Source organism: Brachybacterium kimchii, from assembly GCF_023373525.1.
Taxonomy (GTDB): Bacteria; Actinomycetota; Actinomycetes; order Actinomycetales; family Dermabacteraceae; genus Brachybacterium; species Brachybacterium kimchii.
On sequence record NZ_CP097218.1, the window covers coordinates 1626406 to 1649976 of the forward strand.

Annotated in this window: 19 protein-coding genes; 7 read left to right on the plus strand and 12 right to left on the minus strand. The window is 71.8% G+C overall.

The genetic code is table 11. The annotated features are described in order from the left end of the window. Window positions 1-290: 290 nt before the first annotated feature. Window positions 291-1796: an MFS transporter gene (locus M4486_RS07790; protein WP_429798330.1), complete on the plus strand. Its 1506-nt coding sequence runs from the start codon at window positions 291-293 to the stop codon at window positions 1794-1796. On the opposite strand, the gene M4486_RS07795 is transcribed toward M4486_RS07790, so the two are convergent. Then, window positions 1797-2279, minus strand: coding sequence for an acyl-CoA thioesterase (locus M4486_RS07795; RefSeq protein ID WP_249480580.1), 483 nt, complete (start codon window positions 2277-2279; stop codon window positions 1797-1799). 45 nt (window positions 2280-2324) lie between these two features. Between M4486_RS07795 and M4486_RS07800 the strand changes: the two genes are divergently transcribed. After that, window positions 2325-3350 carry an acyl-CoA thioesterase gene (locus tag M4486_RS07800; protein ID WP_249480581.1) on the plus strand — a complete coding sequence of 342 codons (1026 nt, stop codon included), beginning with the start codon at window positions 2325-2327 and terminating at the stop codon, window positions 3348-3350. 23 nt (window positions 3351-3373) lie between these two features. On the opposite strand, the gene M4486_RS07805 is transcribed toward M4486_RS07800, so the two are convergent. The 4 genes from M4486_RS07805 to glgP all read right to left on the minus strand — a co-directional run bounded on the left by M4486_RS07805 (window position 3374) and on the right by glgP (window position 9475). After that, window positions 3374-4717 (minus strand): ABC transporter substrate-binding protein, encoded by a 1344-nt coding sequence (locus tag M4486_RS07805; protein ID WP_249480582.1) that lies wholly within the window; start codon window positions 4715-4717, stop codon window positions 3374-3376. A 161-nt stretch (window positions 4718-4878) separates the two neighbouring features. Further along, on the minus strand, window positions 4879-5712 hold the full coding sequence (locus M4486_RS07810; protein WP_249480583.1) for a carbohydrate ABC transporter permease: 834 nt from the start codon (window positions 5710-5712) through the stop codon (window positions 4879-4881). Between the two features lie 12 nt (window positions 5713-5724). Then, window positions 5725-6588 carry a carbohydrate ABC transporter permease gene (locus tag M4486_RS07815; protein WP_249480584.1) on the minus strand — a complete coding sequence of 288 codons (864 nt, stop codon included), beginning with the start codon at window positions 6586-6588 and terminating at the stop codon, window positions 5725-5727. Between the two features lie 244 nt (window positions 6589-6832). Further along, complete coding sequence (gene glgP, locus M4486_RS07820) at window positions 6833-9475, minus strand: alpha-glucan family phosphorylase (RefSeq protein ID WP_249480585.1); 2643 nt, start codon at window positions 9473-9475, stop codon at window positions 6833-6835. A gap of 182 nt (window positions 9476-9657) precedes the next feature. Between glgP and M4486_RS07825 the strand changes: the two genes are divergently transcribed. Then, window positions 9658-10263 (plus strand): GNAT family N-acetyltransferase, encoded by a 606-nt coding sequence (locus M4486_RS07825; protein ID WP_249480586.1) that lies wholly within the window; start codon window positions 9658-9660, stop codon window positions 10261-10263. Between the two features lie 154 nt (window positions 10264-10417). Here the strand turns inward: M4486_RS07825 and ettA are convergent, their stop codons facing one another. From ettA to M4486_RS19810, 3 genes are all read right to left on the minus strand, one after another. After that, window positions 10418-12097, minus strand: a complete 1680-nt coding sequence (gene ettA, locus M4486_RS07830) for an energy-dependent translational throttle protein EttA (RefSeq protein WP_249480587.1) — start codon at window positions 12095-12097, stop codon at window positions 10418-10420. Window positions 12098-12348: 251 nt separating this feature from the next. Further along, window positions 12349-13044 (minus strand): HAD family hydrolase, encoded by a 696-nt coding sequence (locus M4486_RS07835; protein WP_249480588.1) that lies wholly within the window; start codon window positions 13042-13044, stop codon window positions 12349-12351. A 50-nt stretch (window positions 13045-13094) separates the two neighbouring features. Beyond that, complete coding sequence (locus M4486_RS19810; RefSeq protein WP_283257966.1) at window positions 13095-14315, minus strand: YlbL family protein; 1221 nt, start codon at window positions 14313-14315, stop codon at window positions 13095-13097. A 177-nt stretch (window positions 14316-14492) separates the two neighbouring features. On the opposite strand from M4486_RS19810, the gene M4486_RS07850 reads away from it, so the two are divergent. Both M4486_RS07850 and M4486_RS07855 read left to right on the plus strand, forming a co-directional pair. Then, window positions 14493-16001, plus strand: a complete 1509-nt coding sequence (locus M4486_RS07850) for a zinc-dependent metalloprotease (protein WP_249480589.1) — start codon at window positions 14493-14495, stop codon at window positions 15999-16001. Then, the gene (locus M4486_RS07855; RefSeq protein WP_249480590.1) at window positions 15985-16698 is read left to right on the plus strand and encodes an NUDIX domain-containing protein; all 714 of its coding nucleotides are present in this window, start codon (window positions 15985-15987) and stop codon (window positions 16696-16698) included. Before M4486_RS07850 ends, M4486_RS07855 begins: the two co-directional genes overlap by 17 nt. Before the next feature lie 65 nt (window positions 16699-16763). On the opposite strand, the gene M4486_RS07860 is transcribed toward M4486_RS07855, so the two are convergent. Next, window positions 16764-17414, minus strand: a complete 651-nt coding sequence (locus M4486_RS07860; protein WP_249480591.1) for a M48 family metallopeptidase — start codon at window positions 17412-17414, stop codon at window positions 16764-16766. 544 nt (window positions 17415-17958) lie between these two features. On the opposite strand from M4486_RS07860, the gene M4486_RS07865 reads away from it, so the two are divergent. Then, window positions 17959-18117, plus strand: coding sequence for a DUF5679 domain-containing protein (locus M4486_RS07865; protein WP_193636287.1), 159 nt, complete (start codon window positions 17959-17961; stop codon window positions 18115-18117). Between the two features lie 171 nt (window positions 18118-18288). On the opposite strand, the gene M4486_RS07870 is transcribed toward M4486_RS07865, so the two are convergent. From M4486_RS07870 to nudC, 3 genes are all read right to left on the minus strand, one after another. Next, complete coding sequence (locus M4486_RS07870) at window positions 18289-18591, minus strand: WhiB family transcriptional regulator (RefSeq protein WP_283257967.1); 303 nt, start codon at window positions 18589-18591, stop codon at window positions 18289-18291. Window positions 18592-18938: 347 nt separating this feature from the next. Next, on the minus strand, window positions 18939-21068 hold the full coding sequence (locus tag M4486_RS07875) for an ATP-dependent DNA helicase UvrD2 (protein ID WP_249480592.1): 2130 nt from the start codon (window positions 21066-21068) through the stop codon (window positions 18939-18941). A gap of 130 nt (window positions 21069-21198) precedes the next feature. Beyond that, window positions 21199-22119 (minus strand): NAD(+) diphosphatase, encoded by a 921-nt coding sequence (gene nudC, locus M4486_RS07880; RefSeq protein ID WP_249480593.1) that lies wholly within the window; start codon window positions 22117-22119, stop codon window positions 21199-21201. Between the two features lie 123 nt (window positions 22120-22242). Here nudC and M4486_RS07885 point away from each other — a divergent pair, with 123 nt between their 5' ends. Then, window positions 22243-23445, plus strand: a complete 1203-nt coding sequence (locus tag M4486_RS07885) for a phosphotransferase (RefSeq protein ID WP_249480595.1) — start codon at window positions 22243-22245, stop codon at window positions 23443-23445. Window positions 23446-23571 lie beyond the last annotated feature (126 nt).

Sequence of the window (23571 nt, forward strand, 5' to 3'; positions counted from 1 at the left end):
CGCTGCCGGCCGCGCTGGGGCGCTCGCCCGGCCGCCGGAGCTCGCCCGGGGCCGCGTCCGCCGGCGGGGCCCTGGCCCGGGACTCCTCCGGGACCGCGTCGGCCTCGCGGATCACCGGGGCCCTGGGGACCGCCGGGGCCTCCCGCGCCGCCCGGACCTCGTCGGCCCTGTGACGCACCAGCCATGCCCATCGCCTCCCTCCGCCTTGTGCTCGTGACGTTCCAGGTCTACCTTATCGAACGTTGTTCCATTCTCGAACGTCGTTCGATACGACTCCCCAGGAGGCTCCCATGACCACCACCCGACCGTCCGTCCCGCCCGACGCGTCGTCCCCGTCCGCCCCGACCGCCGCACCCACCACGCCGGCCCGCATCTATCCGAGCCTGCGCGCCGCCTGGCTGCCGATGCTCGCCCTGTGCCTCGCCTTCTTCGTCGAGATGGTCGACAACACGCTGCTGAGCATCGCGCTGCCCACCATCAGCCGCGACCTGGGCAGCGGCACCACCGCCATGCAGTGGATCACCGGCGCCTACTCGCTGACCTTCGGCGGACTCCTGCTCACCGCAGGATCCGCGGCCGATCGCCTCGGCCGCCGCCGCGTGCTGCTCGTGGGCCTCGCCGTGTTCGGCCTGCTCAGCCTGCTGGTCGCCTTCGTCGAGACCACCGGAGAGCTGATCGCGCTGCGCGCCGTCCTCGGCATCGCCGCCGCGGCCATGGCGCCGATCACGAACTCGCTGGTCTTCCGCCTGTTCGACGACGACACCGTGCGCATGCGCGCCATCACCGTGATGATGATCGTGGGCATGAGCGGCTTCATCCTCGGCCCGCTGCTCGGCGGCACAGCCCTGGCCCACGTGCGCTGGGAGTGGCTGCTCATGGTCAACGCCCCGATCGCGCTCATCGCCTTCATCGGCGTGCGCCGCGGCGTCGCCCCGGACCGCCCCGAGGACCTCACCACCGAGAAGCTCGACCTGCCCGGCTCGATCCTCTCCATCGCCGCCATCGGCCTGGGCTGCTTTATGCTCACCAGCGGCGTCGAGAACGGCTGGACCTCACCGGCGACGCTCGGCTGCCTCGTGGGCTGCGTGCTCGCGATCGTGCTGTTCGTCGTGCGCGAGCGCACCGCCGCCTCCCCCATGCTAGATCTGCGCCTGCTCGCGACCGGCACCGTCCGCGGCGCGGCGCTCGCCCAGATCGGCACCTCGATCGCCATGGCCGGCGTCATGTTCGCCCTGGTCATGCACTTCCAGTTCGCCTACGGCTGGTCCCCGGTGCTCGCCGGGCTCGCGAACCTGCCGATGATCCTCACGATGCTGGTCGCCTCACCGCTCGTGGAGCGCCTGGTGGCTCGCTTCGGCCACCGCATCGCCTGCCTCGTGGGCGCGGCGAGCATGTTCGTCGCCCTCGCGGGGATGGCCTGGAGCGTGCAGCACGGCTACCTGCCGATCGCGATCTCCATGGTCATCATGTCCTTCGGCCTGCGGATCGTCATGACGACCTGCGCGGTCGCCCTCATCGGCGGCATGCCCGAGGACCGCACCTCCATCGGCGCGGCCCTGAACGACACCGCGCAGGAGGTCGGCACCAGCGTCGGCACCGCGGTGGTGGGCACCCTCATCGCCGCGCTCGTGACGACGACGCTGCCCGCCGGCACCTGGTCCGACGGCCTGGTCGCGTCGTTCTTCCACGGCGAGCGGATCACCTTCGCGATCCTCGCCGTCGCCGTCGGGATCATCGCGACCCTCGGTGCGCTCACGCTCACCGACTCTCACGAGACCGACGAGCACCCGGCCTGATCAGCCGCGGAACTCGAGCGGCTCGTCGGTGTACTGGTCCAGCAGCACGCGCACCTCGTCGCTCAGACGCGTCGCCCGCCCCTGCTCGCGCTCGACCACCACGATCGTGGTGCGCGCGCTGACGTAGGGGTAGGCCCCGTCCGGATCGTCGGCCCGCAGCAGCCGGTAGTCCACGTCGAAGCTCGCCCCGCCCACCCGCGGCACCCACATCCGCACCAGCGCGCCCTCGCGCAGGTACTCGATGGGCCGGTGGTACTCCAGGCGCTGGGAGGCGATGAGGGTGAGCAGAGGCGAGGTCGCGTCGAACAGGTCGAGCTGCGAGGGCCGACGCACGGCCCCGCGCTCGATCTGCTCCTCGCTGGGCGACCAGAACGCGGCGATCCGCGCCTCCTCGAGGAGGCGCACCACGGCGGCGTTGTTCACGTGGCCGTAGGCGTCCAGATCGGTCCAGCGGACAGGGACTGTGATGTCGAGATGAGCCATGGGGCCATCGTAGGGATCCGTGGGGGTCCGACGTACCATCGGCGCATGTCGAACGCGCATCCCGATCCGCTCTCCGGCCCCACGACCGGCGCCGACGCGCCCGATCCCGCCGCGGTCTCCGCCGCGCTGCTCGACCTGCTGGACCTGCGCACGCTGGAGGCCGACGGATCCGACGGGTCCCACGGGTCCACCGGGACCGGGGGCTCCGGAGTTCCCGGCACTCCCGGCGCGGCCGGAGGAGCGAGCGCGGCCGGAGGAGGGAGCGCGGCCGTCTTCGAGGGCGACACGCGCCCCCAGCCCGGCGGGCACGTCTTCGGCGGGCAGGTGATGGGCCAGGCCGTCGTCGCCGTGGGCCGCACCGTCCCCGAGACCCGGCACATCCACTCGATGTACTCCTACTTCCTGGCCCCGGGCGATCCGCACCAGCCGATCCGCTTCAGCGTCGACGCGCTGCGCGACGGCGGCTCCTTCTCGGTGCGCCGCGTGCTCGCGACACAGGGCGAGCGCACGATCCTCGCGATGACGGCGTCGTTCCAGGAGGTGCAGGACGGCCTGCAGCACCAGGACCGCGCCCCCCAGGCACCGGACCCCGAGGGTCTGCCCACCACGGCCGAGGTCCTCGCCGGGATCGACCATCCCGTGGCCCGCTACTGGGCGACCCAGCGGCCGATCGACATCCGCCACGTCACCGACCCGATCTACCTGCGGCCCGACGGCTCGGGCGCCGAGTCCCAGATGCTGTGGATGCGGGTCCTCACGCCGATCGAGGCGGACCCGCTGGTGCACGACGCGATCCTCGCGTTCGCGAGCGACTACACGCCCTTCGAGCCGATCCTGCGCCGCCAGGGTCTGAGCTGGGTGACGCCGGGCCTGCGGATGGCGACGATCGACCATGCGATCTGGTGGCACCAGCACGTGGACGCCGGCGAGTGGCTGCTGTACGTGCAGCGCTCCCCCTCGGCATCGGGCGGGCGCGGCCTCACCCAGGGCGAGATGTTCGCGCGCGACGGCTCCCTGGTCGCGACCATCACCCAGGAGGGCATGATCCGCACCGGGGCCGACCGCCGCTGACGCGCGGCGCGCACCTCAGCGCGTCACTTCATCGCCTCGTTGCCGGCCTTCTGCGCCTCCGGGAGGCCGTCCTTCGCGCTCTTGCGGCCGATGAAGATCTCCTGGAACACGGGCATCGCCGCGGTGAGCCCGGCGTTCGCCTTGGCACCGGTGTCGGCCGGGGCCGGATCCTTCGCGGCGTCGATGAAGACGCTCACGTCCTGGCCCTTGTCCTTCCAGTAGTCCACGAAGGTGTCCTGGACGTCGCTGTTGCCCGGGAAGGACACGCCCATCTCGCCGAAGGGCCGCTGTCCGTCGGCGCTGCCCAGCCAGGTCAGCAGCTTCGCGATGCCCTCCTGCTGGTCGTCGTCGGCCTTCGCGTTCCCCACGGCGACCACGCCATGGACCAGGGACTTCGCGCCCGCCGGGCCGGCGACCATCGGGGCGATGCCCCACTCGAAGCTGTCGCCCACGGCCTCGTCGATCGCGCTCAGGCTGTAGGGGCCGGACTGGAACAGGGCGAGCTTGCCCTGGGCGAACATGTCGCGGCAGAGGTCGCCGTTCTCGTTGGTGTCGGCCGCGTCGGGCGCGATCTGGTCCTTGTTCACGAGGTCCGCGAGGTACTGGAAGGTCGCGATGCCCTCCTTGGAGGCGAAGGCGTACTGGTCCTTGTCGTTCTCCCAGTCCGCTCCGTTCGAGGCGAGGAACGGGCCGATGATCGCCTGGCGGTCGCACGAGGAGTTGAAGCCGAACCGGCTGCGGGAGTCCGCGTCGAAGCCCTTGTCGCCGGGGTGGCGGTCCTCCTTGTCGACCGTGAGGGCCTTGCCCGCCTCGCGCAGCGGGTCGGAGTCCTTGGAGGGGTCGAAGGAGAGGTCCGTCGGATCGATCTTCTCGGCGTCCAGCAGATCCTTGTTGTAGAACAGCGCGATCGAGTCCCACAGCTGCGGGACTCCCCAGAGCTTCCCGTCACGGGTGTAGAGGTCGACGACGGCCTTCTGCCACTGGTCCTTGTCGACGCCGTCGACCACATCGTCGATCGCGACGAGGTTCCCGGCCTCCTGGAACTGCACGTAGTTCGCGGAGTTCATGAGGTAGACGTCCGGGGCGTCGCCGCTCGCGACGTCCAGGGGCAGCTTCGTCCAGTAGTCGTCCCAGGCCACGACGTCGATGCTCACCTTCCACCCGGAGTCCTTCTCGAAGGCCTCGAAGGACTTCTCGTAGGCGGCCTTGGCGGTGTCGTCCCAGAGGCGGAAGGTGAGGGACTTGCCGCCCTTGCCGGAGCCGGAGCCGGATCCTGAGTCGCCCGAGCCCGAGGGCGAGCAGGCCGCGGCGGCCCCCGCGGCGCCTGTCGCGGCGAGGGCGGAGATCATACGGCGTCGACTGATCATGGCGGGTCCTTCCGGAGGGCGGGCTCGAGCGGTTCGGCGGGCGGACGCGGCGTGCGCCCGACGGGTCGGGCGCGGTGGTCTCCCGCCGATCCGCCCATTGTGCCCCGATCCGCCCGACGAGCCGGGACCATTCCGACCTCCGAGGACACCGGGCGTCATGCTCAGCGCAGAGTGCTCGCGCCGATCGACCGGGTGATCTGGCGCTGGAAGATCACGAACAGCGCGATGAGCGGGAGCATCGCGAGGGTCGTCGCGGCCATCACCAGGGTCCAGTTGCTCGAGTACTGCGACTGCAGGGCCGAGGTCGCCACGGTGACCGTCTGCCATGTCGGCCCCGAGGTGATGATCAGCGGCCACATGAAGCTGTTCCAGTGGGTGACGACCGTGATCAGCACGAGGGTGACGATGATGGGACGGTTCAGCGGGATCACGAGGTTCCACAGCAGGCGCAGGGTGCCCGCGCCGTCCAGGCGCATGGCGTCCATGAGCTCGGTGGACATGCCGCGGAAGTTCTCGCGCAGCAGGAAGATCGCGTACGGGCTGCCCAGCACGAAGGGCAGCACGAGCGCCCAGAACGTGTTGCGCATCCCCGCCTCGCTCATCATCAGGTACAGCGGCACCACCACCACGACCTGCGGCACCATGAGCGTCGCGACGTACACCCAGAACAGCAGGTCGCGGCCGGGGAACCGCAGCAGCGCGAAGGCGTAGGCGGCGAGCACGGAGAACACCATCTGCCCCACGAGGATCACGGCCACCATCTGCACGGTGACCACGAGCGGGGTGACGAAGCCGCCCTCGGAGGTGGTGAACAGGGAGGTGAAGTTCTCGAGGGTGAGCGGTGAGGGCAGGGCCAGCGGCCCGTCCTGGACGAATTGGCGGGGCGTCTTCAGGGCCGTGATCACCGACAGCGCGAACGGCGCGAGGGTGAGCAGGACGGCGATCAGCAGGACCGCGTAGGTCGCGGCCAGGGACAGGGGTCGGCGTGCGTGCATCGGGGTCCTCCTTCAGCTCAGGTCGTAGGTGATGCGGCGGCCGAAGTACCGCTGCTGGGCGACGGTGATCACGACCAGCAGGAGGAACAGCACCACCGCGACGGCGCTCGCCTTCCCCACGGCGAAGGAGTCGAAGGCCTGGTTGTAGATGAGCGAGGCGATCACCTCGGTGCGGTGCTCGGGTCCGCCGCCCGTGAGCGCGTAGACCATGTCGAACACCTGGAAGCTCGCGACCACCTGGGTGACGCCCAGGAAGAAGGTCGTGGGCCGCAGCAGCGGGATCGTCATGAAGCGCAGCTGCTGGAAGGGGCTCGCCCCGTCGATGCGCGCTGCCTCGTAGATGGTGTCGGGGATGCGGGCGAGCCCTGCCTGGAAGAACAGGGAAACGTACCCCACCTGCTGCCAGATCGCGACGAAGGCGACCGCGGGCAGCGCGAGCATCGGCGAGGTCAGCCATTCCACGCGCACCCCGAGCAGGGCGTTCAGCGCACCCGTCGAGGGCTGGAAGATCCACTTCCACACCACGCCCAGGGCGAGCGGCGCGCACACCCACGGGATCACCACGATCACCCGCACGAGCGTGGACCCGGGCACGGCGCGCACGAGCTGCGTGGCGAGCACGAGGCCGAGGGCGAGGGTCACGGGCACCGCGATGACCGTGAAGAGCACCGTGACGACCAGCGAGTTCAGCAGTGCTCCGCCACTGAGCAGATCCGCGTAGTTCGCCAGCCCCACGAACTCGCGGGTGCCGATGAGGTCCCAGCGGAACAGGGAGACGACGAAGGCGAGCAGCACCGGCAGCAGCAGGAAGGCGGTCACGCCGATGAGGCTGGGGGCGAGCAGGAGGTAGCCGACCACGGGCGAACGGGGACGCATCGGACCAGTATGACGCCCGCGGCGGGCGCTCCCGTTGTCATGGTCGTCGTCGACCGGCGTGCCGCCGGCGCTCCCGTTGTCATGGTTGTCGTCGACCGGCACATAGCGGCTCTCTCTGCCACATATGGCAGAGAGAGCCGCTGTACACCCCTCCGTGACACGGTCCCGCTCGCCGCACCGCCTCCAGGAGAGCAGAGCTCGGCCGGCCGGCCCCTTCGTGCGAAGCGCGGCGTCGCCGCCGGGCTCAGGCGGTGACGACGAGGCCGAGCTCGGCGGGCGAGGCGAGCACCCGGTGGCGGGGCACCACGCGCACGTTCACGCCCAGCTCGCCCGGGCGGGCGAGGGTGAAGGACGCGGACCAGCGGGCCGCTCCCCCGTCGTCCGCACCGATTCCTGCACTCGCCCCGGCACCCGACGCCGCCCCTGCTGCCGCTTCTGCGCCGGCACCCGGGCGCAGCGGGATCAGCTGCGGCGACTCGATCTCACCGTCGGGGCCGACGGGGCCCACGAGCGCCTCGACCTCGACGTCGTGCTCGCCGAGCCCGGCGAGGTCGACGGCTGCCGAGAGCGTGATCTCGGCGCCCGTGGGCACGAGGCCCTCGCTGCGTCCGCCCTCGATGCGGACGTCGCGCACGCCGATGCGGTCGAAGGCGTCGGAGACGCGGGCCTTCCAGGCCGTGTACTCGTCGGCGAGCGCGGGGTCGTCGGCGAAGGCCTCGGCCGCACCCGCTGCGGGCAGGTACAGCTCGGTGACGTAGTCGCGGACCATGCGGGCGGCGGTGATCTGCGGGGCGATCCGCACCAGGGAGGTGCGCACGCGGTCGCACCAGCCGTGGCGCATGCCCTCGGCATCGACGTCGTGGAAGAGGGGCGCGATCTCGTGCTCGAGGATCTCGTAGAGGGCGTCGGACTCGAGCCGGTCCCGCTCGCCCTGGTCCTCGACGTGGGCGGTGGGGATCGTCCAGCCGGCCTCGTCGTCGTTCATCTCGTCCCACCAGCCGTCGGAGATCGAGAAGGTGAGGCCGCCGTTGAGCACCGCCTTCATGCCGGAGGTGCCGGAGGCCTCCTCGGGGCGGATGGGGTTGTTCAGCCACACGTCGCAGCCGGCCACGAGCACGGAGGCCATGGTGATGTCGTAGTCGGGAAGGAAGACGATCCGGTGGCGCACGCCGGCCTCGTCGGCGAAGCGCACCATCTGCTGGAGGAACTCCTTGCCGGGGACGTCGGCCGGATGGGACTTGCCGGCGATGACGAACTGCACGGGGCGCTCGGGGTCCAGGAGGATGCGCCGCAGGCGCTCGGGATCGCGCAGCATGAGGGTCAGGCGCTTGTAGGTGGAGACGCGGCGGGCGAAGCCGATGGTCAGCGCGTCCGGGTCGAGGACCTCCTGGGTCCAGCCGAGCTCGGCGTCGTCGGCCCCGCGCTGCAGCCACGAGGCGCGCAGACGCTCGCGCACCATCGTCACCAGCTCGCCGCGCAGCTGGTCGCGCACGGCCGTGAGCTCGTGGTCGCCGAGCGTCGCCAGCGGGCTCCAGTCCGACAGCGCCGAGATGTCGACGTCCCCGAGGACCTTCTTGTACAGGTCGTCCATCGCGCGCGAGGTCCAGGTGCGGCGGTGCACGCCGTTGGTGATCGAGGTGATCGGCACCTCGGCGACGTCGAAGCCCGGGTACAGGGAGCGGAACATGCTGCGCGAGACGGCGCCGTGGAGCTTCGCGACGCCGTTGGAGCGCTGGGCAAGGCGCAGGCCCATGTGGGCCATGTTGAAGACCTCGCCGCCGTCCTCGAGGCCCAGGGCGAGGGCCGCCTCGACGGGCAGGCCGCCGACGAGGCGGGAGATGCCGGACTCGTCGGCGTCCAGCACGCGCCGCAACTCCCCGACGTCGAAACGGTCGATGCCGGCGGGCACGGGGGTGTGCGTGGTGAAGACGGTGCCGGCGCGGACCTCGGTCAGGGCCTCGTCGAAGCTGCGGCCGCGCTGCATGATCCGGCCGACGCGCTCGAGCCCGGAGAAGCCCGCGTGGCCTTCGTTGAGGTGGAAGACCTCGGGGGCGGGGAAGGCGCCGGTCTCGCTGAACGCGGCGACGGCGCGCACGCCGCCCACGCCCAGCACGATCTCCTGGAGGATCCGGTGGTCGTGGTCGCCGCCGTAGAGACGGTCGGTGATCGCCCGCGACTCCTCGTCGTTCTCCTCGACGTCTGTGTCCAGGAGGAGCAGGGGCACGCGTCCCACCTGCACCTTCCACACGGCGATGTGCACCTCGCGGCCGCCGGGGAGGGCCACCGAGACGGTCAGCGGCTCGCCGGCGGCGTCGACGACGGGCTCGACCGGAAGGTCCGCGGGATCGTTCAGGCGGTAGCTCTCGCGCTGCCAGCCGTCGCGGTCCAGGCTCTGGGAGAAGTAGCCCCACTGGTAGAGCAGCCCGACGGCGACCAGCGGGACGCCCAGGTCCGAGGCCGACTTCAGATGATCGCCGGCGAGGATCCCGAGGCCTCCCGAGTAGATCGGCAGCGTGGGGGTGATGCCGAACTCCATGGAGAAGTAGGCGACGGCCGGGGTGCGCTCCCCGTCGGCCCCCTGGGTGGGCACGGTGCGCTGGAACCAGCGGCCGGAGTCGAGGTAGGTGCGCAGGTCGCCGATCTCGGCGCGCATCCTGGCGAGGTAGTCCTCGTCGCCGGCAATCTGCGCGAGCCGACTCGCGGGCACGAGGGGGAGCATCGCGATCGGGCTGCCGCCGCTCGCGGCGAAGGCCTCCGGATCGAGGTCCTGGAAGAGGGCGAGGGTCTGCCTGCGCCACGACCAGCGCAGGTTCATCGCGAGGGTGCGCAGCGGCTCGAGCGCGGCGGGCAGATCGGAGGCGACCGTGAAGGTGGCGGCAGGCTTCATGGGGCCGAGAGTACAGGCGGAATCGGACACCGATCACCACGCGTCAGCGCGTCGGCTACCCCGTGTCACCTGCATGACCGAAACTGGATGCCGAGCGTGCACCCGCGCGAGCGCCCGGATGGCCCTCGTCCCTGCCTCCTCGGCCCACAGTCCCCAGTCCCCAGTCCCGAAGGAGCCCCTCCATGTCGATCCCGCTTCCGCTGCCGACCCTCACCCTGCACGGGCGGCTCGTGGACCTCGTGCCGCTGAGCCACGATCTCCTCGCGGGTCTGCAGGACGCGGTGGCCGACGGCGAGCTGTGGTCCACCTGGTACACCCCGATCCCCCGCCCCGAGGACATGGCCGAGGAGATCGACCGGCGCCTCGCGCTGCGCGAGGAGGGCACGATGCTGCCGTTCACGACGATCCGGCGGGCCGACGGCCTGGTGCTGGGGATGACCACGTTCATGAACATCGACCCCACGGTGCCGCGCGTGGAGATCGGCTCGACCTGGAACCGCGCCTCCGTCCACGGCACCGGCACGAACCCCGACTCGAAGGCGCTGCTGTTCGCCCATGCCTTCGAGCAGTGGGAGGTGGAGGCGGTGCGCTTCCGCACGCATCGGGCGAACCAGCAGTCCCGCGCGGCGATCGAGCGTCTGGGCGCGGAGCTCGAGGGGATCCTGCGCGCCGATTCCCGCGACGGCTTCGGGATCGTGCGCGACACCGCCCAGTTCAGCGTGCTCGCCCGGGACTGGCCGATGGTCCGCGCGACCCTCGAGCACCGGGTGCGCCGGCACCTGGGCTGACGCGAGGCGGCGATGCCCGCGTCCCGCGCACGCGGTGCGCCCGTCGCCGACGCATCCCATGCACGACGCCCCCTGCAGAGCGATCTGCAGGGGGCGTCGTGCATGCCGGCGGGGCCGGGGTCGTCGGACCGGGTCCGACCGAGCCCGGCCGCGCTCAGCGGGTCAGGCGGCGGTGGGTCACGCGGTGAGGCCGCGCGGCCTCCTCGCCCAGGCGCTCGACCTTGTTCTTCTCGTAGGCCTCGAAGTTTCCCTCGAACCAGTACCAGTTCGCCGGGTCCTCCTCGGTGCCCTCGTAGGCCAGGATGTGGGTGGCGACGCGGTCGAGGAACCAGCGGTCGTGCGAGACCACCACCGCGCAGCCGGGGAACTCCAGCAGGGCGTTCTCGAGCGACCCGAGCGTCTGGACGTCCAGGTCGTTCGTCGGCTCGTCGAGCAGAAGCACGTTGCCGCCCTGCTTGAGGGTGAGCGCGAGGTTCAGGCGGTTGCGCTCGCCGCCGGAGAGCACGCCGGCCTTCTTCTGCTGGTCGGGCCCCTTGAAGCCGAACTGGCTGACGTAGGCGCGCGAGGGGATCTCGACCTTGCCGACCTGGATGAAGTCGAGGCCGTCGGAGACGACCTCCCAGAGGTTCTTCTCCGGGTCGATGTTCTCGCGGTTCTGGTCGACGTAGCTGATCTTGACGCTCTGGCCGACCTCGAGGTCGCCGCCGTCCAGCGGCTCCAGGCCCACGATCGTCTTGAACAGGGTCGTCTTGCCGACGCCGTTGGGGCCGATGACGCCGACGATGCCGTTCGGGGGCAGCGAGAAGCTGAGCCCGTCGATGAGCAGACGCTCGCCGAACCCCTTCTTCAGATCGTCGGCCTCGATGACCTTGGTGCCCAGGCGCGGGCCCGGCGGGATGGTGATCTCCTCGAAGTCGAGCTTGCGGGTGCGCTCGGCCTCGGCGGCCATCTCCTCGTAGCGGGCCAGACGCGCCTTGGACTTCGTCTGCCGGCCCTTGGCGGAGGACCGCACCCACTCGAGCTCGTCCTTGAGGCGCTTGGCGAGCTTCGCGTCCTTCCTGCCCTGGACGGCCAGGCGCTCCTCCTTCTTCTCCAGGTAGGTGGAGTAGTTGCCCTCGTAGGGGTAGAGGTGGCCGCGGTCGACCTCGGCGATCCACTGGGCGACGTGGTCCAGGAAGTAGCGGTCGTGGGTGACGGCGATGACGGCGCCCTCGTACTGCTGGAGGTGGTTCTCGAGCCAGAGCACGCTCTCGGCGTCGAGGTGGTTGGTGGGCTCGTCCAGCAGCAGCAGGTCGGGCTTCTCCAGGAGCAGCTTGCACAGCGCGACGCGGCGCTTCTCACCACCGGAGAGGTGGGTGACCTTCTCGTCGCCGGGCGGGCAGCGCAGGGCGTCCATCGCCTGCTCGAGCTGGGAGTCGAGATCCCAGCCGTTGGCGTTGTCGATCTCGGTCTGGAGCTTGCCCATCTCCTCCATGAGCGCGTCGAAGTCCGCGTCGGGCTGGCCCATCTCCTCGCCGATGGCGTTGAAGCGCTGGACCTTGCGGAACAGCTCGCCCAGGCCCTCCTGGACGTTCTCCAGAACGGTCTTGGACTCGTCCAGCGGCGGCTCCTGCAGGAGGATGCCGACGCTGTAGCCGGGGCTCAGGCGCGCCTCGCCGTTGGAGGGCTGGTCGAGGCCCGCCATGATCTTGAGGATCGTGGACTTGCCGGCGCCGTTGGGGCCGACCATGCCGATCTTCGCGCCCGGGTAGAAGCTCATGGTGACGTCGTCGAGGATGACCTTGTCGCCCACGGCCTTGCGGGCCTTGTACATGGTGTAGATGAACTCTGCCAAGCTGTTCTCCCTGGTAGACGGTCGATATCGCCACGGTGCGGGCCGGTGTGCACCGGCGCGCGCGTGCGGTGGTGAGGTGGTCCCTGGAATTCCCGGGCCCGACGGGCGCGCGGATGTGCGCGGTCGAGCCCCTGGATGCCCTCACCAGGGTACCCGCCCTGCCCAGCGACGGCGGATCACGCACCGTCATCGCGATCGCTGATCGGTGCACCGTCCCGACGCGGTTCTCGCAGTGGACCGCGGCCCGCTCGTCAGGACAGCGGGACTCCGCGTCCCTCGAGCACGCGCCGGGCCATGGTCGCGCCGTGCTCGGCGGCGCCGTCCTCCCCGTTGCGCGGCCACAGGTGCGCGTCGATCCCGAGCGCGCGGGCCGCCTCGACGTTGTCGGCGCGGTCGTCGAAGAACACGACGTCGCCGGGGCGGGCCACTCCCCCGTTCTCGTGGGCGAGGACGTCCAGCAGGATCCGGTAGATCTCCGCGTCCGGCTTGACGAGCTTCTCCTCGGCGGAGATGACGGCCAGGGTGAAGGCCTCGAACCAGTCGGCGCGGCGCACGTCCTCGCCGAAGGCGGCCGAGGCGTTGGACAGCAGCGCCATCCGCATCCCGTTGCGGGCGAGGTCGTGGAGCAGCTCGCGCGAACGCTGGTCGAGCTGCAGGAAGTAGCGGTTGTCGGCGCTCTGCAGCTCGCGCACCTCGGTCTCGGTGAGGTTCTCGATGCCGGCGGCGGCGGCCACGCGCCCCCAGTACTCCGCGGCGTCGATGCGGCCGGCGTCGTAGTCGCCGCGGTGCTCCCAGAGCGCCTCCCCGACCGTCTCGGCGTCGCCGCCCAGCAGCTCGTGGACGGTGGGCACCGGATCGTGCCCGGCGCTGAGCACGCCGCCGAAGTCGAAGACGACGGTGATGCGCTTGGGGTCCGCGGCGGAGGTGCCGCGCCTCTTCCTGCTCATGAACGACTCTCCTCTGATGGGCTCGTGCTCGGATGCGGGTGCACGGGCGCTCACCCGCAGGTGGGCAGCCCCTTGGTGCTGTGGTCCTTCGCGATGGTCTGCACGGCGTGCAGGGCCCCGTCGAAGTCGTCGACCTTCACCACCTGCAGCCCGTCGGGGACGTGCCCGGCGACCTCGTCGCAGTTGGAGGCCGGCGCGAGGAAGTAGTCGGCGCCGGAGTCCCGGGCGCCGACCATCTTCTGGCGGATCCCGCCGATCGCGCCGACCTTCCCCTTCTCGTCGATGGTGCCGGTGCCGGCGATGTCCTGGCCGCCGGTGAGGGCGCCGGGGGTGAGCTCGTCATAGATGGACAGGGCGAACATGGTGCCGGCGCTCGGGCCGCCCACGTCGCCGACGCCCAGGTTCACGTCGAAGGGGAACTCGTAGCCGTCGGCGAGGACGATGCCCATGCGGGCCTTGCCGTCGACCTCCCGGGTGGGCACCTGCAGGTCGAGCTTCTTGCCGTCGCGCTCGACGCGCATGGCGACCTCGTCCCCCGGGGTGGTCTTCGCGGCGAGTGCGCGGTAGGCCTCCGCGCTGTCGGCGCTCGTGCCGCCGATCGCCAGGACGCGGTCGCCGGGCTCCAGCACGCCGTCGGCCGGGGAGTCCTGCTCGACGCCCGAGACCTGCACGGAGTCCTCGTGGTCGATGTCGAGCTCGTCGAGGGCGACGACGACGGCCTCCTGCTGGGAGCTGCTCATCTGGACGGAGTTCTCGAGCGTGGTCTCCTGGGCGGTCTGCTCCTCGGGGAAGACGAGCTCGCGCGGCAGCACCGAGCGGGTGGAGTCGAACCAGGCGCGCACCACCTCGACCGGTGTCACCGGGTAGCCGGGCCCGCCGTCGACCGAGACCGTGGTCATCATCAGCGAGCCGTCGGTCGGGTAGGTCTTGTGGCCCTCGATGGAGAGCACCTGCTTGTCGTCGTACTTCCCGAGGACGTCGATCGCGGGCCCGGGCTGCTCGACCACGTAGGGCACGGGCACGAACATGGCGCCCAGCAGCATCGCGCAGATCACCAGCAGGCTGCCGGCCGCGAGCCGCGGGTGGGCGAAGGCCTCGCCGCCGAGGAACCGGGTGACGCGCCCCATGCGCTGCTCGCCGTCGGCCGTCCCGTCGGCCGACGAGCCGCCGGCCGGCGGCTCACCGGTGCGCGGCTGCGTCCCGTTCTCGGGTGCGGCGGGGTGCGAGGGCTGCGCGCCGTCGGGCGTCGGTCCAGGGGGGCGGGAGGTCACCGGACCATTGTGCCGCACGTGCCCTGACCGTCCCGCGGCGGGAGGCCGGTTCGACGCCCTGAGCGAAACTGAATGCCCGCCCGATGCGTCCTGGATCCTGCTCGGTACGCTGGCCACGACGTTGATCCAGGCCGCACCGGCCGCGAGAGCGCGGGCGGCCGCACCCGGAGGTGCCCCATGACCGAGAACCCGACACCCGACGACGACGCCCTGCGCCGCTTCCTCGAAGAGGCCCTGGGAGGAGCGATCCCCGAGGGCGCGCTGGACGGCGTGGACCTCAGCGAGCTCGCCAAGCAGGCGAACCTGCCCAGCGACCCGGCGATGCTCAAGGCCGCGGCCGCGCAGATGCAGCACGTGCTCAACGCCCAGGGCGACGGCCCCGTGAACTGGACGCTCGCCCAGGACCTCTCGCGCCGCACCGCGCAGGGCACGGTCCAGGTGCCGGGCGCCCCGGCGCCCGCCGGCACGCCCGGTGACCCGTCGCCGAGCGACCAGCAGGTCAAGGAGCTCGAGGAGGCGTCGAACATCGCCTCCCTCTGGCTGGCGGATGCGATCTCCTTCGACCTGCCGTCCCGCCCGCTCGAGGTGTGGACCCGCGGCACCTGGCTGCACCGCACCCAGGAGCGCTGGCAGTCGATCGCCGAGCCCGTCGCGAAGTACATGGCCGGAGCGATCGGTGAGGCCATGACCGCGCAGATGCAGCAGGCGGAGCTCCAGATGCCCGGGGACCCGGGCCAGATGATGGAGCGGATGGGCGGCACCCTGTTCGGCGTGCAGTTCGGCCATGCGATCGGCTCGCTCGCCCGCGAGGTCTTCGGCACCACGGACCTCTCGCTGCCGCTGGGACCCGAGGGGCGTCCCGCGCTGGTCGCCGCGAACGTCGCCGATCTCGTGGAGTCCCACGGCCTGGACGCACCGGCGGCGAGGATCTTCCTGGCCTCGCGCGAGCTCGCCCACACCGCTCTGTTCTCCTCCGCGCCGTGGCTGCCGCGTGCCCTGTTCTCCGCGGTCGAGGACTACGCCCGCGGCATCACCCTGGATCTCGACGCGCTCGACGAGATGGTGCGAGACCTCGACCTCTCCGATCCCTCGGCGCTGCAGGCACGTCGGCCCGAGGAGATGTTCGTCTTCACCCGCCGCGCCTCCCAGGAGCGCGCCCTCGAGGAGCTCGCGACGACGCTCGCGCTCGTCGAGGCCTGGGTCGACCACGTCACCTCGCAGGCCCTGGCCGGGAAGCTCCCGCAGCTCGACGCCCTGCGCGAGGTGCTGCGCCGTCGTCGCGCGAGCGGCTCGCCGGCCGAGGAGATGCTCTCCAAGACGGTGGGCATCGAGCTGCGCCCGCGCCGCGTGCGCGAGGCGCTCGCATGGTGGGAGAGCGTGCTGGACACCGAGGGCGAGCAGGCCCGCGACGGCAAGTGGGCCCACCCCGATCTGCTGCCCGATTTGGCGGTGCTCAGCGGTCGCCCGCAGGCTCCCGCCGCCGACGCTCCCGCTCTCGCGGCCGACGGCCAGAGCGAGGACGCGGAGGAGACGATGGCTCTGCCCGACGACATCGACGCCGAGCTCGCGAAGCTCCTCGACGAGGCGGGCTCGGACGGGTCGCAAGAGCAGGACGGGACGGACGGTCCCGCGTCGGACGGCTCCTCCCCCGACGACTCCCCCTCGGACGATGACCCGCGCACCTGATTCCACGGCCCCCGCGCTCACGGCGCGCGCTCTCGAGGAGCTGCGCGCCGCATCGGAGGTCGCGATCGATCCGGCCGTGCGCGAGGACTACGTGCGTCTGCTCGAGGCGATCCCCGATGCCGTGCTGCGCGACGGGCCCGCGCTGGCCGCCGAGGGCGGGTCGCTGCACCTGACGGCGAGCGCCGTCGTCCTCGACGGGCCGGCCGAGCATGTGGCACTGGTCTGGCACGCCCGCGGCCGCTGCTGGGTGCAGCCCGGCGGGCACCTCGAGGCCACCGATGCGTCGCTCGAGGCGGCGGTGCGTCGCGAGATCGCGGAGGAGACCGGCCTCGGCGCGGAGGCCGGCCCGGGGGCCGACGCGCGCCTGCGTCCGGTGGGCCCGGGTCCTGCCCTGCTCGAGGCCCATGACCTCGCCTCGACGTTCGGTGCGTGCGGAGGGCACTGGGATGTCGTGCTCGTGCTGCGCGCAGACGCCGGGGCCGCAGAGCTGCCGCTGAGGGCGGAGGAGCCCGGCGCGCCGACGCCCGTGTGGGTGCCGTGGCCGCGGATCGACGGCCCTCACGGCGGCTTCTCCCCTCGCGTCCCGCTGCCGGCCGACGCCGCCTCCGACATGCCCGAGATCCTCGAGCGCCTCGTGCCTTACCTGGACGAGTTCGCCGCCGAGCCGTTGGAGGACACCGGGCCCGCTTCGGACTGAGGTCCGTCGACCCTGTCGAGCCCCGTCGGCCCGGCCGATCAGTCGAGCCCCGTCGGCCCGGCCGATCAGTCGACGCCGTCGGCCGCTGTATCTCGACCGGACGGGCGGGTGCTGTCCGCTCCCTGCTCCGAGGTGCCTTCGCCATCGCCTTCCCACGCCCCGCCGCCGGTGCCGTACTGCTGGGCGAAGGACACGCCCTCGAGGAACCCGCGCGCGTGGGCGGTGCGGGGATAGTTGTCCACGAGGGCCCAGAACTCCGCCGAGTGGTCGTCGACCATCAGGTGCGTGAGCTCATGGACCAGCACGTACTCCAGCACGTGCTGGGGCATCGGACGCAGGCGCGCGGACAGTCGTATCTCCCCCGTCGAGGAGGTGCACGATCCCCAGCGGTGCTGCTGGCGGCTGGACCAGGACACCGAGGCGGGGTGGGCGCGACCGCCCAGGTGCGCGTCGGAGAGCCGGCGCGCAAGACGCATGAGGTCCTCGTCGCTGCTGCGGGCCGGTCCGCGGGCGAGCTCCTTGCGCTGGAGCTGCTCGATCATGCTGCGCACCCAGTGCCGCTCCTGGCGGGAGCCGAAGGATGCCGGCATCGAGACCACGAGATCGCCCTCGCGACGGGTGATGGAGACGGTGCGGCGGCGACGCGCGGAACGGCGCACGAGGACTCGCTCCCCCTGCGGGCCGCGGACCCCCTCGTGCTCGGTGAGCTCTGGCATGGAGACAGGATCTCAGAAAAAAATCTGGGATCGGCGTGTCGTCCCCAGCTGTGCATGACGAGCGTGCACGTCAGTCCTCCCCAGTGCTCCCGCGTCCCCTCGTCGTCCACAGAAGGGCATGGATCATGCACCGTCCGTCCACACGATGAGGCCGCTTGTCCACAGCGGATCCACTGGACTGCCTTTGACCCGCACCCGGCCAGCGGCTAGTTTCGTACGTCAGTGGAGCCCCGGGATAACGGGCATGGTGCGTACGGGGAAGGTGCACACGATGCTGAGCGCCCCCGGGGCTCCACGAGAGACGCAGAGCATCTCCCGCACCCCCGCGATCCCCCGTCGTCGCGGGGGTGCGTCTTTGCGTCGACGGCGTCGGCCGCGGCACGCACCGGGTCGGCGGTCCGAGGCACGCGACACCACCGTGCGACACCCCCTGGTGTCGATTCCGTCCCTGCCCTCCCGGACCTATACAGTGTCGGGGACGACCTCGCAGGGCCCGGCCGTGATGTGCGATGCCGGGGCCGCGGGGGCAAGAGAAGGAGTGAACATGGCTGACGAGAAGTACAGCGGCGAGTTCTACTGCGTGAAGTGCCGCGAGAAGCGCGAGGCCACGGGCGACGTCGTCGTCTCGAACGAGCGTCGCATGGCCAAGGCCGTGTGCCCGGTCTGCGGCACCAAGCTGAACCGGATCCTCGGCAAGGCCTGATCAGCCAGGATCGAAGGGATCCGCTCCACGCGGATCCTGCGGCGAGCGCCCAGCGCTCGCGTCTCAGGGGCGGCCCACCATCTGGTGGGCCGCCCCTGACGCTGTGAGGGGGCATCCGCGCAACGGCTCGCAGCCGTGCGCGCTCCCCGGGCCGTCACGCGTGCCGCCTGCTCAGGCGGCGTTCTTGCGGGGCCGTCCGCGTCCGCGCTTGAACGCGATGACGGCTCCGTTCTCGAGGATCTGTCCTCCCCAGACGCCCCAGGGCTCGCCCCGATCGAGGGCGCCCTCGAGGCAGACCGCCCGCAGGGGGCAGTCGGCGCAGAGCACCTTCGCGGACTCGAGGTCCGCGGGGCGCTCGGAGAAGAACAGGTCAGCCGCCTCGATGTCCTGGCAGGGCAGGGTCGCCGAGGGCGCGGCATCGTGCCGGGTGTCGGTGATGGTCGTGAGGTCACTGCGGGTGAGGACGTCGGTCATCGTCTCGCTGCTTCGAAATCGTCGTGGTCGAGGAAGGGCGGGCGCTGCAGTGCGCTCTCGCCGGAGGGGCGGCAGATCGAGACAGGTGGGTCCCGATCAGATCAAGCCGTCAGCCCCTTGGGTCGATAGACCCGCTCGTTCGAGAGAGCGGGCGCCGCGAGAAGGGCGGCGTCGGACCCGGTGAAGCCGATCGGCTCGATCTGCGTCTTCCATGTGGTCATTGACGACACCCCCTTCCTGTGCGCGCGCCCCGGTCTCCCGGACCACGTCGTGGACGATGAACGAGAACAGACTACACGCCCTCGAGATCCACGACACCTATTTTTTGACCTGCGGTTTCGTGCTGGTCAGCGGTGGCTCGCGAGGATCTGCAGGAGCTCCTCGCCGAAGCGCCGGCCCTTCAGCGGACCGACGCCGGGGACGTGCACGAGAGCGTCGAGGTCCGACGGCGCGCGCTCGGCGATCGCGGCGAGCGCGGCATCCGTGAGCACCGAGTACGCGGGGACCCCGAGCTGTGCGCTGCGCTGGCGGCGCCACAGCCGCAGCTCGTCCAGCACGCTCTCGTCATGGCTCGGCGGGCAGGCGACATGTCGACCGAGTCGCTGCTCGCCGGGGGTGTCCAGGTTCTTTCCGCACGCACGGCACCTGCTGAACGTGGTGGCGCCGCGGCGGCCGGTACGGCGGGCCTGCGGCCCCTTCGCCGGCGTCCTCTCGGCGGGCTCGAGGAGCCCGTCGAGGAACCGCGAGGGTTTGCGGGAGCCGCGGGAGCCGGCGCTGCGGGCGGCGGCCCAGGAGATCGTCAGCAGGTCCTTCGCGCGAGTGAGCGCGACGTAGAAGAGGCGGCGCTCCTCCTCGACCTCGGCGGCGGTCTGCGCCATGGAGATGGGCAGCAGCCCGTCGCTCGCGCCGATGAGGAACACGATGGGCCATTCGAGGCCCTTGGCGGCGTGGACCGAGGCGAGGGTGACCCCGTCGACCGTGGGAGCGCTCTGCGCCTCCGCACGCTCCTCGAGCTCCCGCACCACCTCCGCGAGGGTCGCGCCGGGGCGGGCGATGATGGTGTCCGTGAGGCTGACCAGGGCGTTCAGCGAGTCCCAGCGCTCGCGCACGGCACCGGTGGTCTCCGGCGCCTGCGCGCTCCAGCCGAGCCCGCCCACCACGTCGCGGACGGCCCGCGCGGGATCCTCCGGCTGGACCCGGGCGGCGGCGCGCAGGGCGACCATGGCGCGGCGGATCTCCTGGCGCTCGAAGTACTTGTCGCCCCCGCGCACGAGGTAGCCGATGCCGCGGGCGGTGAGGGCCTGCTCGACCGCCTCGGACTGGCTGTTGGTGCGGAAGAGGACGGCGGCCTCCGCGGCGCTGCGCCCCTGGGAGACGAGGTCGGCGATGCGCTCGGCGACGCCCTCGGCCTCGGCGACGTCGTCGGGGTAGGACTCGATGACGGGCGGCGGGCCGTCCGCGCGCTGGGAGGCGAGGGTGAGGCGGTGGTCGCGTGTGCGCCCGCGCGCGCCGTCGAGCACGGTGTTGGCGAGGCGCACGATCTGCGGCGTGGAGCGGTAGTTGCGCTCCAGGCGGATCACCTGCGCGCCGCGGAACTCCTTGGGGAAGTCCAGCAGGTACGAGGCGCGTGCCCCGGCGAACGTGTAGATGGTCTGGGCCGCGTCGCCCACCACGCACAGGTCGCCGCTGGTCCCCAGCCACAGGCGCAGCAGGGAGTGCTGGAGGGCGGAGACGTCCTGGTACTCGTCCACCACGAAGTGCTTGTACTGGCCGTGGACCTCGCGGGCGACGTCGGGCCTCTCGGTGAGGAAGCCGACCATGTGCAGCAGGACGTCCTCGAAGTCGATGACGCCCTTCTCCTTCTTCACCTCCTCGTACTGGGTGAGGATGCGTGAGATCGACCGCGAGTCGAAGCCCGCGACGCCGGGCCGACGGGTCGTCGCGGCCGCCTCGGGGTAGCTCTCGGGCGTGAGCATCGAGACCCGCGACCACTCGACCTCGGAGACGATGTCGCGCAGGGCGGCACGGTCCACGCTCATGTGCAGGCGCTGGCAGGCCTCCGCGACGCCCGGGTACTTGTTGGCCATGATCTCGGGCACGGGACCGCCCACCACGCGCGGCCAGAAGTGGCGGAGCTGGCGCAGTGCCGCGGCGTGGAACGTGCGGGCCTGCACGGCGGGCACGCCCAGGTCGCGCAGGCGCGAGCGCATCTCCGCGGCGGCCTTCGCGGTGAAGGTCACCGCGAGCACGTGCCGGGGATTGAGCCGGCCGGTCATCACGCCGTAGGCGATGCGATGGGTGATCGCGCGGGTCTTGCCGGTGCCGGCACCGGCGAGCACGCACACGGGCCCGTCGAAGCTGCGGGCGACCTCCCGCTGCTCGGGGTCGAGCGCCTCGAGCACCGCCTCGGCGGTGAGCGGAGGGGCGGACTCGTCCACGGGGCTCGTGGTGTCGGTGTCGGACTGGTGCGCGGTCATCGCCTCCCAGTCTGCCAGCGCCCACCGACGCGCGAGGACGCGCTGTGGACCGCGACCCCCTGGGGAGGGACCGCGGGGACCCTCCGTCGGGAGCGTCCGGGATCAGACCTCGTCGACGGAGCGGCGGGGATCAGCCCTCGTCGATGGGCCCGCCGTACCAGTCCTCGACCAGCGCCCGACCGACGGACGCGACGTTCGGCACCTGGATCTCGCCCGCGGCGACCGCGGCGGTGAGCTCCTCGCGCGTGAACCAGCGGGCGGAGGCGAGCTCGCCGTCGGCCAGCACGATCTCCTGCCCGTCGGCCGCCCAGGCGCGGAAGGCGAGCATCAGGGAGCGCGGGAAGGGCCAGGGCTGGGAGCCGACGTACTCGACCTCCTCGACGACGAGCGAGACCTCCTCGGCGACCTCGCGGGAGACGGCCGCCTCGATCGTCTCCCCCGGTTCGACGAAACCCGCGAGCACGGAGTGGAACCCGCTGCGGAAGCTCGCGTTGCGCGCCAGCAGCAGGCGGTCCTGCTCGTCCCGGACCGCCATGATCACGGCCGGGTCGGTGCGTGGGAAGTGCTCGGTGCCGTCCTCGCTGCAGACCAGCACCCATCCGCCCAGTCGCGCCTCGAGCAGCGCCCCGCACAGGGGGCAGTGGCGCATCGAGCGGTGCCAGGAGCCCATTGCGGCCGCGGCGACGGCGAGCGCGGCGTCCTCGGGCCCGAGGTCGCCGACCACGCGCCGCAGGTCGCGCATGTCGCGGCCCGGATCGTCGAGCTCGGCGCTGGGCTCGGGGAGCTCGACGGCGATGATGCGCCTGCCGTCGCGCTCACCGAGGTAGACGGCCGAGGCGCTCTGGTGGCCGCGAGGATCGACGTCCTCGAGGGCGGGGAGCAGGCGGCCCTCGCCGTCCTCGATCATGCTGGCCGCGCCCGAGCGGGTCACCAGGTAGGAGGCGTCCTCCCCCGCGTCGAGCACGTGCGGGTCGGAGCGGCGCAGCGCACCACGATCCAGATCATGTCGGGTCAGAGGGGTCTGCAGCTGGGGTCCGCGCACTCGCACCATGTGATCAGCGTAGAGCCATCTCACACCCGGGCGCCGACGCGTCCGCGAGCTCGTGCGCGCGCATCGAGGGTGCACCGTGTGTCCCGCCGCTGCTCCCAGCCGACGGCCGGGTACGGTGGATCCGTGCGCCACAACTCCTACTCCCTGGCAGCCTTCGCCGCCGCCTCGGTCCCCGGCTTCGAGCCCGCGCGGACCGTGGCGATCCCGACCCCGCAGGACGACGTCGACGTCGCCGGGGTCATCAGCCAGGAGGGGCGCAAGGTCCTCGTGACCTGCCCGCGCACCACGGCCGGCGGCGTGCGCCTCGAGAAGGAGCTCAGCATCTCCGGCGCCCTCGCCCAGCACACGCTGAGCGACCTGGTGCCCGCCGTGCTCGGATCCGTGAAGCTGCCCGAGGGCGGCCGCGCCGCCGTCACGGAGGTCCACGAGGGCTCCCCGCTGCTGCTGGACCTCCTGGACCGCGACCGCGCCCTGGTCACCTCGCTCGGCGAGGTCATCGCCCGGATCCACCGCGTCCCCGCGCACGTGGTCGAGACCGTCGGCGCCGAGGCGTACACCGCGCAGGCGCTGCGCGAGGCCCACCGCGCGCAGCTCGCCCGCGCCCGCGAGCTCGAGACGATCCCCACCGCCGTCCTCCAGCGCTGGGAGACCCTGCTGGCCGACGACGGCCTCTGGGACCTCCAGCCCGTGGTCGTCCACGGCGACCTCTCCGAGGAGAGCCTGTACTTCCAGGGATCGAGGATCACGGGCGTGCGCGGCTGGGACGCCGCCCGCATCGGCGATCCGGCCGACGATCTCGCCTGGCTCGCCTCCGCACTGGAGTCGGAGGCCTTCGACGACCTGTTCTCCGCCTACCGCAACGCCCTGGGCGCTCCCGTGCACCCGCGACTGCTCGAGCGCGCCCACGCCGTGGGCGAGTTCGCGGTGATCGACTGGCTGCTGCACGGCATCGAGGCCGAGGACGACGTCATCATCGAGGACGCCCGCGGGATGCTCCGCGACCTCGAGTCCGACCTCTCGCAGATCGCGAAGGACCAGGCCGAATCCGCCTACCACTCCCTGGACGTGCACGACGGCCTCGCCTCCGCGCCCTCCCCTCTCGCGTCGTCGGCCGCCTCGCCCGCGGATCCCGGCCCCGCGGCCTCGGCACCGGAGGAGCCGAGCCCCGAGGAACCGATCCCCGAAGAACCGATCCGTGAGGAGCCGAGTCCCGAGGGTCCGGACTCCGAGGATCGGTCCCGGCAGTGGGACGCCGACGGGCGACCGGGCCGCCGCGGAGGCCCGTCGGGCGACGCGCCCGAGCCCGAGGACCCGCGGACCTTCTGAGCCCGGCCGGACCGTCCACATCGACCGGCTCCGCCCGGTCCCTCTCGCCGTGCACCGTCCCGGATCGGGCGCACGCGCCCTCCGCATGACCCGTCGGCCCCGACGCCTCCGCTCACCGACGGACGG